Source organism: Mycobacterium sp. Dal123C01, assembly GCF_052566995.1.
This window is the reverse complement of the sequence record NZ_CP199580.1, coordinates 3,909,755-3,922,574: the sequence shown is the minus strand read 5'-3', so window position 1 is coordinate 3,922,574 and position 12,820 is coordinate 3,909,755. Positions and strand designations below refer to the sequence as shown.

The following is a 12,820-nucleotide window of genomic DNA, read 5'->3' as shown; positions in this document are numbered from 1 at the left end:
GATTGTCAATCAACGTACGCTCGGCCCCATGGGCTGGTTCGAGCGAGCAAAGAAAGCCAGCGCGGGCCAGCGGGTCACGCGATCCGACAAACAACACGCGATCGACGCCGTCGCCGAACTCAACGCGCTCACTGCCGACCGGGAACGGCTGATGCGCGAAGGCCTGCGGGGTATCGCAACGATCGTGGCCATCCACGAAAACGTCACGACGACACTGCTGGGCTCCTGGCACATGCTGGAGCTGGACGTGCAGCTGCCCGACCGAGACGCCTACCGCACCACTCGGCGCATTTCACTTGAGCTCTCGACCGCCCCGCACATCAAGGTGGGTGGAGAGGTACCAGTGCGAGTCGACCCCGGAGACCTCTCGAAAGTTCTTGTCGTCGCGACGCTCTAGTTCGACGTCTTCACGACCAGCTTGCCCACGTTTTTGCCGTCAAAGAGCATGTTGATCGCTTTCGGCAGCTGTTCAAAGCCCTCGACTACGGTCTCGAGCGGCGTGAGCTTGCCCGCGGCGATCAGGGCGGCGATCTCGCGCACAGCCTCGGGTGCGCGGCCCAGGTGGTCGAGAACGATGAAGCCCTGCACTGTCGCGCGCTGGATCAGCAGGTTCCCGAATGCGCGTGGCCCGGTCGGCGGCTCCGCCGAGTTGTACCCGGAAATCAGGCCGCACAGTGCGACGCGCGCGCGAATGTTGAGGCGCGCGAAGACCGCATCCATGATGACGCCGCCGACGTTCTCGAAGTCGACGTCGATGCCGTTGGGCGTCGCCGCCCTCAGCTGGGCGGCCCAGTCGTCGGCGCGATAGTCGACGGCCGCGTCGAAGCCGAGTTGCTCGGTGAGCAGTCGGCATTTGTCCGGTCCACCGGCGATCCCGACAACTCGTGCGCCATCGGCTTTGGCGAGCTGGCCGGCGATCGAGCCCACCGCACCCGCCGCGGCCGAGACGACAACGGTCTCACCCGGCTGTGGCTTGCCGATGTCACGGATACCGAGCCACCCCGTGAGCCCGGTGGTCCCGAGTGCGCCCAGGTAGGCGCTGGGGGAGACACCCCCGGCGACGTCGACCGGGAACAACGGCGTCGCGTCCGAGGCGACCACGTACTCCTGCCAACCAACGAGGCCCTGCACGAGCTGTCCGACCGAATAATGGGGATTCTTCGATTCGACGACCTCGCCGAGCCCGCCCGCCCGCATGACCTCGCCGATACCCACCGGCGGCAGGTAGGTCGGCGTGTCATTGATCCAGGTCCGGTTGGTCGGATCGAGCGAGATCCAGTCGACGCGCACGAGCGCCTCGCCATCGTTAATCTCGGGCACCGCATTCTCACTGAGCTCGAAAGTGTCAGGGCCGATGCGTCCGGTGGGGCGCTCACGCAACAGGAAGCGGCGGTTTCGATCAGGCATGAGCGCACGCTACGCCGAGCAGACACAGAATCCGGTCTCGGGGCGTCGCCCAATGCGCTATAACGCAACCTATGGCGGAGCACACCATTACCCATGTTTCCGATACCGCCCGGTGGCCCGCGTTGTATCGGGCTACCGAGTCGGCACGTCCCGATGCGTTGTTTCGCGACCCGCTCGCCGAGCGTCTGGCCGGTGCACAGGGTCGCGCGATCGTCGCAAACGTGCCATGGACTAATCGCAGCGGTTGGTGGCTGGTAGCGCGCACCAAGATCATCGACGATGCCATCGCCGACGCACTCGCTAATGGCTGCGACCGCGTGCTCAATCTGGCTGCCGGCCTGGATACCCGGCCTTATCGCTTAGACCTCCCGTCCGAATTGAGGTGGATCGAGGCCGATCTACCCAAGCTGCTCGCGGAAAAGACTCAGCTGCTGGCCGACCAGACCCCGCGATGCCGGCTGACCCGCACCGCCGTTGATCTCGCCGACCCGCACGCCCGAGACGTCTTCTTCAACGACGCACTGGACTGCGCGACGAAGGCCTTCGTGCTCACCGAGGGTCTGTCGATGTACCTCGAGACCGCCGACATCGCCGCGCTTTCGGATGCGATCAAGCGACCCGAGGTCGCCTGGTGGATGCTCGACTTCGCCTTTCCCGGCCTGAAGAAGCAGATCAACAAGAACATCGCCGGGATTTCGGAAAACGCGCCGTTCAAGTTCGCACCCGAGAACGGGCTGGCCTTCTTCGAAGACCTCGGCTGGCGCGCCGTCGAAGCGGAATCGGTGTTCGAGGCCGCCCACCGCTTCCACCGCTTGCCACTGTGGATGCGCCCACTGGCCTGGCTGCCTCGATCGGATTTGCGTCATCCGGGTAGCAAGCCCACGACCGCGGTCGCCCTCCTGACGCATTGATGTGCGCAAGAGCCCTTCAAACGGGGCCCGCGTGGAGGATTGTTAGCCCGGTGGATGCGTCGCGAGTTGCTGTGGTGCCGGTCGCTGTGATGGCAATGTTCGGGTTCGCCGGATCGGCGAGTGCCGATCCTCCGCCTACTCAGCAGATCACCACGGTGGCCGTCGGGTCCCAGGGGCAGGCCGTCAATGGCTTTCACGAGACCCCGCCCGAAGGCAACGTCGCCGTGGTGAACGATTGCGTAGCGTCACCCGCGGCGGTGGCCGACAACGTTTACGCGTGCTCGCCGAGCGTCGCGGGCGCCGCCACCTGCTGGCCGTCGACGCCGGGATCGCTGCTGTGCGTGGATGATCCGTGGGACCAGCGTCTGCACCGGGTCGCTTTCAGCGGTCAGCTCCCACCCGTGCAGCCTCCGGATTCACCAGAACCGTATGCGCTCCTTCTCGACGACGGCACCCGCTGCTTGCTGCGCAACGGCGGGGCCTGGGGCGGCCGCGACGACGGCTACGTCGGCGGCTACGGGTGCAGCAACGGCACCCCCAACTCCGCGGTGCTGTGCCGCCCAGACGCGCAGACCTGCATCGACGACCGCACTGGGCCCGTGTGGACGGTTAAAGTCGGTCAACTGGGCGCGGCGAACCCCCACTTTCCGCCACCTCAGACCCACGCGGTAGTGAGCGCGTGGTTCGCCGGGGATCGAATACCAGGCTGACGCCCTACTACCAGACACGTATCCAGTCGACCAGCATGTCCGCCGGATAGCTGCCCGCCCCGGGATCGCCGCCACCCGAACCCGCTACCGCGAGGTTGAACACGGGATACACCGTGTAGCCGGGGCCGTTGAACGGCCAATCCGGCAGGGAGCTCGCCGGCACGTCGAAGTAGGGTGCCGCGCCGTCGACGTAGTCCTTCCAGAACCTGATGCCGGCCTCGTCCCACTGGCATCGCCAGGTGTGCCAGGCGCTGTCGGCAGCGATGTTGTGGGTCTTCCACTCGCCGCCGTTGGCTTTCGCGTGGACGGTGGTGGCAGCCGGCCAGCTGCCGTTGCCGTACCACTCCATGACGTCGATTTCGCCCTGATCGTCATTGCCCAGCCAATAGGCCGGCCACGCGCCGGGGGTCAGGCAGTTCAGCTTGACCCGGGTTTCCCAGGTGTGGCCGACGCCGCCGCGCCAATTGCTTTGCACCTTGCCGCTGGAATAGGTGGGACCGTCTTTCGCGGCGCGCAGGACGAGGTTGGAATTGCCGTCGACGAACACGTTGCGGCGATCGTCGCGGTACTGCCCGATGTGCTCGGGCAGCTCCCAATACGTCGGATCCTTGATCACCTCACGAGCCCTCGCCACCGTCCACTTCGACGGGTCGGGGGCCGAACCGGCCGGACCATCGAACTCGTCGGAGAATATGTAGCTTCCGGCCTGGCCGCTGGGCGCACCGGGCAGTGGCGTCCGCCCCGCCGGCGAAACCGGTCGGGATGGGTAAGCCTGGGCGTCAGGGAGGGGAAGCGCAGCCGCCAGCACGCCAATCCCTGTCGTCAGCATCATGCGGCGACGGTCCATCTCTGGCATAAGCAAGCGACGATAGCAGCCCGGGTCGTACGGGGTCGAAACGGAAATTGTGTCAGTGGCCGTCGTTAACATTTGGAACGCAGCCGGCCCGAAACGGACGGCGGCACGGTACTAGCTCGGGTTTTGGATAAATTCACGGCCAATTCTCATGATCACGCGTGGTTTGGTCTCAGGTTTGGCTGGGCATCCTGGACACGAACAGATAACACGTGTGGAATTTTGCGGCTGAGTCGGTTGCTATGAGGGGAGATGACAATCATGGCGAATGCATCAGGGGCGACAGTTATTTTCCTTCAGTCACATCCGGCTTGGATTGCAGCGCAGCGGCGTGAGCGAGAGCGCAGCGAATCGATGAGTCGTCACCCGTCATCTCGGTTTCGGCGGGGCGCTCCCGAGGTAGGTCACGCGGTCGCCGCTGGTAGCCGGCACTTCAAGGTTTACTCCAGCAACGACACACCTGCATAAGCATTTATCGGATTCGATGGTCTGCGAATCGGGCTGCGCCGCAGCGCTATAACTGATCGATAACCTGTGTTTTAGCCGCAGCCGGGCACTTTCGAAGCATCCCCAATTAGTCGTTTTGCCCACACGTCCCACCGCGTCGAATGATGTTTGCTGAGCGGTTCCCTGGTGGACACCTGATCCAACCCTTCTGCGTTCATTTCGGCTCAGCCGATTTACATCCCCAACCTCATCTACTACTCTTCGTAGTAGATGAGGTTGGGGGAAGCAGATGTCCAACAACTCGGGTCCGCTGCTGGCGCACCGTTCCATGACTGCGGCAATGATCGTCTTCGCAACTGCATTCGGACTGCACCGCATCGATCACCTTCGACGGGGGATGTCGGCATCTCCGCCATCAATCATGGTCGGCGGGATGATCCAGGGGATTTTCGTGGTTGTGGCGATGGTGCTGCGAGGACCCCGACGGGCTTCCGAATTCGCGTTGATTGTGGGTTTCGGCAGTGCCGCACTGTTCACCCACGCGCACGTGCTGCGCACTTTTCTGCCCGGCAGCTGCCGAGATCGGAGCCGGACTGGTACTGGGCTACGTCGCCCTACGGGCGCGGCGAAGGGTCACCAACCGGCCTGCGGGACAAGGTAATAGCGAATGCTGCACATCGAAGAACACGTCGGCATAATTCTCGGTGTGCCGCAAACACGCCGAGCAAAGGCCCTAGCCAACCCAGATCAGCCGCACAGCGCGCTTGTGCACGAGCTGGAGCGCTATATCGAGGCCCACAATCCTGACGTGACCGACGTCAACGTGGTGAGTGCGACGGACACGGGTCAAGCCGACAAAAGCCATACGCCGGTCCGGCATTGGTACCAAGTCACCTACGAAGCGTGAGATAGGGCCCGCCCAGCGCGCGGGTGGTGCGCCGTAGCCTTTGCGAGAGCTGGCAATGAGCGCAACGACGGATCGGTGGTCGACCCCATGAGTGATAGCGGCGCGACTACCCTTGAGTATCTCCGCGTCACCGGACGGATTGCCATGGCGCACAGGGGGTTCACGTCGTTCAGGTTTCCCATGAACAGCATGGGCGCATTCCACGCGGCGGCCAAGCTCGGATTTCGCTACATCGAGACGGACGTTCGTGCGACCCGCGACGGGGTGGCCGTGATCCTGCACGACCGCGGGCTGCCGGCCCAGTCGGGATTGCCGGGCGCGATCGATCGGCTTTCTTGGCGGGATGTCCGCACGGCGGAACTAGGCGCGGGGGAGTCCCTCCCGACGCTCGAAGAGCTTTTGGTCGCACTGCCGACCATGCGGGTGAATATCGATATCAAAGCCGCGTCCGCCGTCGAACCGACCGTCGATGTCATTGAGCGGTTGAGCGCGCACAACCGGGTGCTGGTCACGTCATTCTCCGACCGGCGTCGCCGTCGCGCGTTGCGACTGCTGTCCAAACGGGTCGCCAGTTCGGCGGGCACGGCCGCGTTCCTGGCGCTCGCAGCGGCGAAAACACCGGCCGGCCGGGCGTACGCCTGGCGGATGGTGCACGACAGTGACTGCTTACAACTGCCGCCGCGGTTGGGTCGCGTACCGGTGATCACGCCGGCACTGGTCCGGGCTGTTCATGCCTCGGGGCGTCAGGTTCACGCCTGGACGGTCGACGACCCGGTGGCGATGCGGGCACTTCTCGACATCGGGGTCGACGGCATCATCACCGATCGCGCCGACCTACTTCGTGACGTGCTCATCGCCCGTCACGAGTGGTCGCCGCTCTAGTTACAGCTTGCCCGCAACGAAGTCGGCGGCCTGGTTGGCCATGCCCGCGTCGATGTAGGCGCTGGCCAGGTGCTGAGGCCAGTTTTCCTTCCACGTGTTCGGGTCGGCCGGGCTACAGATTGGATCGGCGCCGTGGCACAACTCGATGGTCCGGTCGTTGTAGACAGGGCTGAAATTCGTGATCGGACCCGCCCAGGCACTCCCGTTGCCGAATAACGCGACGGCGGCGATGTGCTGATCCATGCCCGGCGGCAGGGGGCTGTCGAAACCGAACGCGCCGATAGGTGCGGCGAGCACCACGTCGGTGACCGCCGCGCCGAGCGAGTAGCCGCCCAGGACGATTCGGGTGTCCGGGCAGTTGTTGGCCGTGTCCTGGATGTGGTGGCTCATGTCGTTGGCGCCGATGTCGACCTCGGTGTCGGCCGGGTACTTCACCGCGTAGTTATTGATGTTCTTGTTGACCCTGGATGCGAGCGCGTTTTCGAACGCGTTGCCCAGTACGCCCGGCCCCGGCGATTCATATCGGCCGCGAGCAAAGATCACCTGAACCTGGGGACAGCTGGCCGCCGCCAACCCCGGGGCCCCCGGCGTGCCGGTGGGCAGCACTGCGGTAGTCAACGTCAGCACCGTCGCGATCGGGACCGCCGCGAGGAGAACAATCAATTTCCGAACGAGTAAAGAGCGCACAGCAAGATGTTAGAGCCATTGCGCCGTCGCCGCTGGGCAGGGCTAACGATAGGTTCAGCTAATGAGCCACACCGACGCGAGTGCACCCGATCGCTTGTTCGCGCTGGCCGAACAAGTGCAGGGTTTCATGCCGGACGACGAGGGGCGCGCTCTGTACGATGCCGCGCTGCGGTATCTCGACGGCGGCGTCGGTGTCGAGATCGGCACCTATTGCGGCAAGTCCACTTTGCTGCTCGGTGCGGCGGCGCAACAAACGGATGGCGTGCTCTACACGATCGACCATCACCACGGCTCGGAGGAACACCAGGCCGGCTGGGAATACCACGACGCCTCGTTGGTCGACGCGGTCACCGGGCTGTTCGACACGCTGCCGACGTTTCGCCGCACGCTCGACGCCGCCGGTCTGGATGACCACGTGGTGACAATCGTGGGCAAGTCACCGATCGTGGCCCGGGGATGGCGGTCGCCGCTGCAGTTCTTGTTCATCGATGGCGGACATTCCGAAGCGGCGGCCACCGAGGACTTCAACGGATGGGCGAAGTGGGTGAATATCGGCGGGGCACTCGTCATCCATGACGTATTCCCCGATCCGGCCGACGGTGGCCGACCGCCGTATTTGATCTATTGCCGTGCCATCGATTCAGGTCAGTTCCGGGAGATCTCCGCGTTGGGGTCGCTACGGCTGCTCGAGCGCACCGGCGGTCAGGTCGGCGAGGCGATCGACGTCATCGGCCAGGACCGGTAACGACACACTCGCAATCGAAGTCGCTCTGCAGACCCAGCGGCAGGTCGTGGCCGCGGAAGATCCCGGCGCCCCCGGTGGTGTCCGAAAGCGCGTCTGCCGCCAGAATCACTGCTGCGCCCGTCCACGTCGTGCGCTCTTCGGGCCACCGTTTCCCGTCGGCGAACACCAAACCCGTCCAATACGAACCGTCATGTTCGCGCAGGTGCTGCATCGCGGCAAACTGCGAATGTGCGACGGAATGTTGCCCCATCGCCTCGAGCGCCAGGACCAGCTCGCAGGTTTCGGCGCCGGTCACCCACGGTCGATCGTCCACGCAGCGAATGCCCAGGCCTTCGACGACGAAGTTGTCCCAGCGCTGCTTGATGCGCGCTTCGGCGTCCGGACCCCGCAACGCACCCCCGAGGATGGGGTAGTACCAATCCATCGAGTAGCGGTCCTTTTCGGTGAACGCGTCCGGATGCGAGGTGAGCGCGTGGCCCAGTCGGCCCAGGGCCAGCTCCCACTCCGGTTGCGGATCGCCCATGACGGCGGCCAACGCCAATGCACACCGAATGCTGTGATACACACTGGCGCAACCGGTTAGCAGGGCCTCGCGCACCGGCCCGGTTTCGCTTCGGGCCCAGCAGATCTCGCCGTAGCCGACCTGCAGATCGATGACGAAATCGATGGCCTTGTGCACCACCGGCCACATCGAGGCAGCGAATGATTCGTCACCGGTGACCAACACATAATGCCAGACACCCGTGGCGATGTAGGCGCAGAAATTGCTATCACTGTTGACGTCTTCGATTGTCCCCGCACGAAATTGGAGCGGCCAGGAGCCGTCGGACCGCTGATTGCGTCGGCTCCACTCATACGCGGCCCGGGCCGGCTCCAGCAGTCCGGCCGCGGTAAGCGCCATAGCGGATTCCACGTGATCCCACGGGTCGGTGTGGCCACCCTCGAACCAAGGGATCGCGCCGGATGATTCCTGCGCGGCGGCGATGGACAGGGCTGTCTGGCGGCATTGCTCCGGGCTGAAGACACCCGGAACCGCAGGCGGGTTAAATCGACGCAAGTGAATACCCCAGAGTCGCTTCGGCTTCTACCGTGTGCGGTTTGGTGAAATACATCGCCACGCTCTTGCCGACGAAAGGATTGAGCACTGACTCCGTAATCCGGGTGAGCGTCGGCCGCTGCATAAGATCCCAAACCAGGAGTTTGTGGTAGGCGGTCACCGCCGGATGATCCGTATTGGCGACGCCAACAGCACATTTCAACCACCAGAATGGCGAATGCAGTGCGTGCGCATGATGGGCATGCGTCAATTCCAGGCCGGTGCCGGCGATCTTGTCCCGAAGTTCGCTGGCCCGGTAGATGCGGATGTGGCCGCCCAGGTTGGCGTGGTATTCGTCGGACAGCAGCCAGCACACTTGTTCAGGCAGCCATCGCGGCACGGTGACCGCAAGTGTCCCACCGACTTTGAGAATCCGGATCAGCTCTGCGATTGCGGCGTCGTCTTGCGTGATGTGCTCCAGGATTTCGGATGCGATGACACAGTCGAATGTCTCGTCCGCGTACGGCAAGCTCAACGCATCACCGACGACCGCTTCCGCTGATGCGGCAGCAGGCGCCTCGCCGTTTTCGGCCATCGCGCGCAGAATAGTTTCCACAGACCGCAATTCGTCCTCGTCGCGGTCGAATGCGATGACGTCGGCGCCGCGGCGGTACGCCTCGAACGCATGCCGGCCCGCTCCGCAACCCACGTCGATAACCTTGGTGGACGGTCCGATGCCGAGCCGATCGAAATCGACTGTCAGCATTGCGGTTCGCCTTGGGCGGCGGTTGTTCGGGCGATCGCCCGCTCATAGATCCGCACGGTTTGCGCGGCGACGGCTTCCCAGCTGAACACGTTGACTGCGCGTGTCCTGCCCGCCTTCCCGAGGCTGCGGCGCTTTTCCGGCGAATCGAGGAGCTCGCCCAAAGCGCGAGTCAGCGCGTCGACGTCGGCCGGCGGCACCAGCTCGGCGCAGGCGCCATCGGTCCCGAGGACTTCGGGCAGTGCGCCCACCCGGCTGGCGACGATCGGAGTACCGCTGGACATCGCTTCCACGGCGGGCAGCGAAAACCCTTCGTAGAGCGACGGAATGCAGGCAACCTCGGCCGAGGCGAACAAGGCGGCCAGCTCGGCATCGGAAAGTCCACTCGTGATGTGGACGATGTCGGAGATGCCCAGTTCGGCGATGAGTTTGTGAGTGGGGCCATTGGGTTCCACTTTGGCGACGAGTCGCAACTCGAGATCGCGGTTCACGCGAGCCTTGGCGACCGCGTGCAACAAGGTACTGACGCCCTTCAGCGGGGTGTCGGCGCTGGCGATCGCGATGACGCGGCCCGGCTGCCGTGGACCCGAGCCTGGTTTGAACAGCTCGGTGTTCACGCCCAACGGCACAACATGGAGTTGATCCGCGGACACACCAAAGTCGGAGACGATGTCGGCAGCCGACGACGACGAGACCGTCAACAGGTCCGGGATTTGGCGTGCCACCTGTTCCTGCATGGTGGAAAATCCATACCAGCGGTGCACCAACGGTTTTCGCCACCAACGTGCGGCGGCAACATCGAGCACCCGGTCACGGGTGATGGGATGGTGCACGGTAGCCACGACCGGCATCCCCGAGCCGGCGATGGTCAGCAGTCCGGTGCCCAGGCTCTGATTGTCATGGACGACGTCGAATTCGCCGGCACGTTCGGCCAGCAGCCGGGCGACACGCATCGTAAAGGTCCGCGGTTCGGGAAAACCTGCGGTCCACACGGTCAGGAGCTCCAACAGGTCGATCGAGTCGCGGATCTCGCTCGGGCGCGGCACCCGGAACGGGTCGGGCTCACGGTAGAGGTCCAGACTCGGCACCTTGGTCAATCGCACCCGAGGATCGAGCAGTTCCGGATACGGCTGGCCGGAAAACACTTCGACATCGTGACCGAGTTCCACCAGACCGTGGCTGAGATGTCGTATGTAGACGCCCTGCCCGCCGCAATGGGTCTTACTACGGTAGGACAGCAAGGCAATACGCATACTCAACTCTTCTTTGCTGGTTAACGAACGCTGAAGGGCGCCGAATCCATTGCGATCAACGGGCTCTCGAACTCCGTGACTGCAAACTGGACATGTGTCCAGACTATAGTTCGATCAGCTAATCGACGCAACGCGGCATCGGCGCCCTTCAATAGTAGGTTTCGGCCATATTCGTTGGTCAACGAGGTCGGCTGGATAACTGTTCCGGGTCGCGGGTAGGCGATCGAGAGACGGAACATGTTGTGAGCCAACGGGCTGACGATGGATCGTTGCGGGAGAGCATTTGTTTGCTGAGTTGCGCGCCGAGGACGACGCCAGCGCACGGGTTCAACGATCGAACAGGTCGGACAACGCATCCACGATCATGCCTTCGGGGTCCTGGTCGATCCCGACATTTCGCAGCTCGCCCTCGATGGCCAGGGACGCGACGCCGTGCACGAGCGACCAGAGCGGGCCGGCCGCCTCGCGCGGTTGTTGGCCGCGCACCAGTCCCGCGGCCTGACACCCGGCTATCGCATCAAGCAGGACGCCGAAGGCTTGACCTGCAGCGACGGCCAGGCTCGGGTGCTGGGTTTTGTCGGTATCCGCACCGAACATCACTCGGTACTGGTCCGGATGGCCGACCGCCCAGCGCACATAAGCGCGACCGATTTCAACCAACTTCTCCGTCGGCTCTGATGCGGCATCGGCACCGGCGGTCAAGGCGGTGTGGAGGTCGAGAAATCCCTGCTCGGCGACCGTGGCGAGCAGGTGGGCCTTGTCGCTGAAGTGGCGGTATGGCGCCGCGGCGCTGACGCCTGCCCGTCGTGCCGCTTCGGTCAAGGTGAAGCCTTTGGGTCCCCGCTCGGCCACCAGCGATAGCGCGGCGCTGGTCAGAGCCCGTTTGAGATCGCCGTGGTGGTAGCTGTCACGGCGCGTTTCAGCCGGTGCGGATGGCTTCTTTCCGGGCATGTTGACGACATTAACATGCGTGATCTAAGTTAATAGCATTCACATCTTCGAAAGGAGCGGAATGTCATCTCAACGAGACGACCGAACCGGCTGGGCAGTGATCACGGGTGCCAGCTCTGGCTTCGGCGCGATTTTCGCCGAACTGCTGGCCAAGCGGGGCTTGTCATTGCTGCTGGCCGGACGTGACGAGGCCCGGCTCGACGCGGTGGCGCGGCAGGTTCGCCAAACTGTCCCCGGGATTGAGGTCGAGCTGGTCGTCGGCGACCTCGGCACCGGGTCCGGCGTGGACGCACTCGCGGCTCGTCTCGAGGGACGCGCGGTCGAGGTGCTGGTCAACAATGCCGGATTCGGCACCTACGGACGGTTTTCGGAACTAGACGCCGGCCGCGAGCACGAGCTGGTGGCGGTCAACGTCGACGCGCTGGTCCGTCTCACCCACGCGGTGCTTCCCGGAATGCTGGCCCGCGGTCGCGGCGGCATCGTGAACGTCGCCTCCACGATTGCGTTTCAGCCGGGCCCGTATCAGGCCACCTACGGCGCGTCGAAGGCGTTTGTGCTTTCGCTCAGCCAGGCGTTGTGGGCAGAGACTCGCGGGACGGGTGTCACCGTCACCGCGTTGTGCCCGGGGGCCACCCGCACTGGATTCGTCGACGCTCTTGGATCGGACGTCTCACACACCGCGATCTATCGGCGCCTGGCCGCGCCCGAACCGGTGGTGGCCGCGGGGCTACGCGGTATGGACAAAGGCCGGGCTGTGGTCGTTCCCGGGTGGCGCAATCGGGTCATGGCCACCGGCGGACGACTCCCACCCGGTTGGCTCTCATCCTTGATCAGTGGGCGGCTGCTGCGGCCCGCCGACGCGGCGACGGCCGGGAGTCGATGACATGTCAGAAGACAAAATGTTCCGCTTCGAGATCAACCGAGCCACAAGCGCACCGGCAGCCACCCTGTTTCGCCTTGAGACCGACGGTGCCCGTTGGTCTCAATGGGCGAAACCGCTTATCGTCCAATCGAGTTGGGAGCAGCAGGGCCATCCGGCACCCGCCGGTGTCGGCGCGGGATTATCGAGCCGAGATGCTGTTGACGCCTAACCCGCAGGGGGAACCGACATTCGTTGGACTGGATCCTTCACCGAAGGTCTGCGCGGAACGTCCCAAATTATGCGGATTTTTCTGCGCGGCGTGGTCGGATTCCTGGTAAACCGTCTTGTGAAAGCCGCTGAGCGCGAATAGTAACCTGCGTCACACCGGACAACCTTCCCGTCATGG

14 protein-coding genes and 1 pseudogene are annotated in these 12,820 nt (G+C 64.2%); 8 read left to right on the top strand and 7 right to left on the bottom strand.

Annotated features, from left to right (window positions below; translation table 11 throughout):
- Positions 1 to 28 precede the first annotated feature (28 nt).
- Complete coding sequence (locus ACTXG5_RS18470; RefSeq protein ID WP_445160168.1) at positions 29 to 397, top strand: hypothetical protein; 369 nt, start codon at positions 29 to 31, stop codon at positions 395 to 397.
- On the opposite strand, the gene ACTXG5_RS18465 is transcribed toward ACTXG5_RS18470, so the two are convergent.
- Positions 394 to 1,407: an NADP-dependent oxidoreductase gene (locus tag ACTXG5_RS18465; RefSeq protein WP_445160167.1), complete on the bottom strand. Its 1,014-nt coding sequence runs from the start codon at positions 1,405 to 1,407 to the stop codon at positions 394 to 396. The two genes, ACTXG5_RS18470 and ACTXG5_RS18465, sit on opposite strands and share 4 nt — an antisense overlap.
- 71 nt (positions 1,408 to 1,478) lie before the next feature.
- Between ACTXG5_RS18465 and ACTXG5_RS18460 the strand changes: the two genes are divergently transcribed.
- On the top strand, positions 1,479 to 2,318 hold the full coding sequence (locus ACTXG5_RS18460; protein WP_445160166.1) for a class I SAM-dependent methyltransferase: 840 nt from the start codon (positions 1,479 to 1,481) through the stop codon (positions 2,316 to 2,318).
- A gap of 50 nt (positions 2,319 to 2,368) precedes the next feature.
- Positions 2,369 to 3,028: a hypothetical protein gene (locus ACTXG5_RS18455; RefSeq protein WP_445160165.1), complete on the top strand. Its 660-nt coding sequence runs from the start codon at positions 2,369 to 2,371 to the stop codon at positions 3,026 to 3,028.
- A 7-nt stretch (positions 3,029 to 3,035) separates the two neighbouring features.
- Here ACTXG5_RS18455 and ACTXG5_RS18450 read toward each other — a convergent pair whose 3' ends face one another.
- Positions 3,036 to 3,884, bottom strand: a complete 849-nt coding sequence (locus ACTXG5_RS18450) for a glycoside hydrolase family 16 protein (RefSeq protein WP_445160164.1) — start codon at positions 3,882 to 3,884, stop codon at positions 3,036 to 3,038.
- A gap of 1,111 nt (positions 3,885 to 4,995) precedes the next feature.
- Here ACTXG5_RS18450 and ACTXG5_RS18445 point away from each other — a divergent pair.
- Complete coding sequence (locus ACTXG5_RS18445; RefSeq protein WP_445160163.1) at positions 4,996 to 5,235, top strand: hypothetical protein; 240 nt, start codon at positions 4,996 to 4,998, stop codon at positions 5,233 to 5,235.
- A gap of 87 nt (positions 5,236 to 5,322) precedes the next feature.
- Positions 5,323 to 6,117, top strand: coding sequence for a glycerophosphodiester phosphodiesterase family protein (locus ACTXG5_RS18440; protein ID WP_445160162.1), 795 nt, complete (start codon positions 5,323 to 5,325; stop codon positions 6,115 to 6,117).
- On the opposite strand, the gene ACTXG5_RS18435 is transcribed toward ACTXG5_RS18440, so the two are convergent.
- Positions 6,118 to 6,804 (bottom strand): cutinase family protein, encoded by a 687-nt coding sequence (locus ACTXG5_RS18435; protein WP_445160161.1) that lies wholly within the window; start codon positions 6,802 to 6,804, stop codon positions 6,118 to 6,120.
- A gap of 61 nt (positions 6,805 to 6,865) precedes the next feature.
- On the opposite strand from ACTXG5_RS18435, the gene ACTXG5_RS18430 reads away from it, so the two are divergent.
- Positions 6,866 to 7,549 (top strand): class I SAM-dependent methyltransferase, encoded by a 684-nt coding sequence (locus tag ACTXG5_RS18430; RefSeq protein WP_445160160.1) that lies wholly within the window; start codon positions 6,866 to 6,868, stop codon positions 7,547 to 7,549.
- Here the strand turns inward: ACTXG5_RS18430 and ACTXG5_RS18425 are convergent.
- The 4 genes from ACTXG5_RS18425 to ACTXG5_RS18410 all read right to left on the bottom strand — a co-directional run bounded on the left by ACTXG5_RS18425 (position 7,530) and on the right by ACTXG5_RS18410 (position 11,552).
- Positions 7,530 to 8,606, bottom strand: coding sequence for a prenyltransferase (locus tag ACTXG5_RS18425; RefSeq protein WP_445160159.1), 1,077 nt, complete (start codon positions 8,604 to 8,606; stop codon positions 7,530 to 7,532). The genes ACTXG5_RS18430 and ACTXG5_RS18425 overlap by 20 nt on opposite strands.
- Complete coding sequence (locus tag ACTXG5_RS18420; RefSeq protein ID WP_445160158.1) at positions 8,593 to 9,351, bottom strand: class I SAM-dependent methyltransferase; 759 nt, start codon at positions 9,349 to 9,351, stop codon at positions 8,593 to 8,595. The genes ACTXG5_RS18425 and ACTXG5_RS18420 overlap by 14 nt, the downstream gene beginning before the upstream one ends.
- On the bottom strand, positions 9,345 to 10,601 hold the full coding sequence (locus tag ACTXG5_RS18415) for a glycosyltransferase family 4 protein (protein ID WP_445160157.1): 1,257 nt from the start codon (positions 10,599 to 10,601) through the stop codon (positions 9,345 to 9,347). The genes ACTXG5_RS18420 and ACTXG5_RS18415 overlap by 7 nt, the downstream gene beginning before the upstream one ends.
- 327 nt (positions 10,602 to 10,928) lie before the next feature.
- Positions 10,929 to 11,552 carry a TetR/AcrR family transcriptional regulator gene (locus ACTXG5_RS18410; protein WP_445160156.1) on the bottom strand — a complete coding sequence of 208 codons (624 nt, stop codon included), beginning with the start codon at positions 11,550 to 11,552 and terminating at the stop codon, positions 10,929 to 10,931.
- 61 nt (positions 11,553 to 11,613) lie between these two features.
- On the opposite strand from ACTXG5_RS18410, the gene ACTXG5_RS18405 reads away from it, so the two are divergent.
- Positions 11,614 to 12,435 carry an SDR family NAD(P)-dependent oxidoreductase gene (locus ACTXG5_RS18405; protein ID WP_445160155.1) on the top strand — a complete coding sequence of 274 codons (822 nt, stop codon included), beginning with the start codon at positions 11,614 to 11,616 and terminating at the stop codon, positions 12,433 to 12,435.
- A 1-nt stretch (position 12,436) separates the two neighbouring features.
- Positions 12,437 to 12,784 (top strand): annotated as a pseudogene (locus ACTXG5_RS18400) (SRPBCC family protein).
- Positions 12,785 to 12,820: the final 36 nt, after the last annotated feature.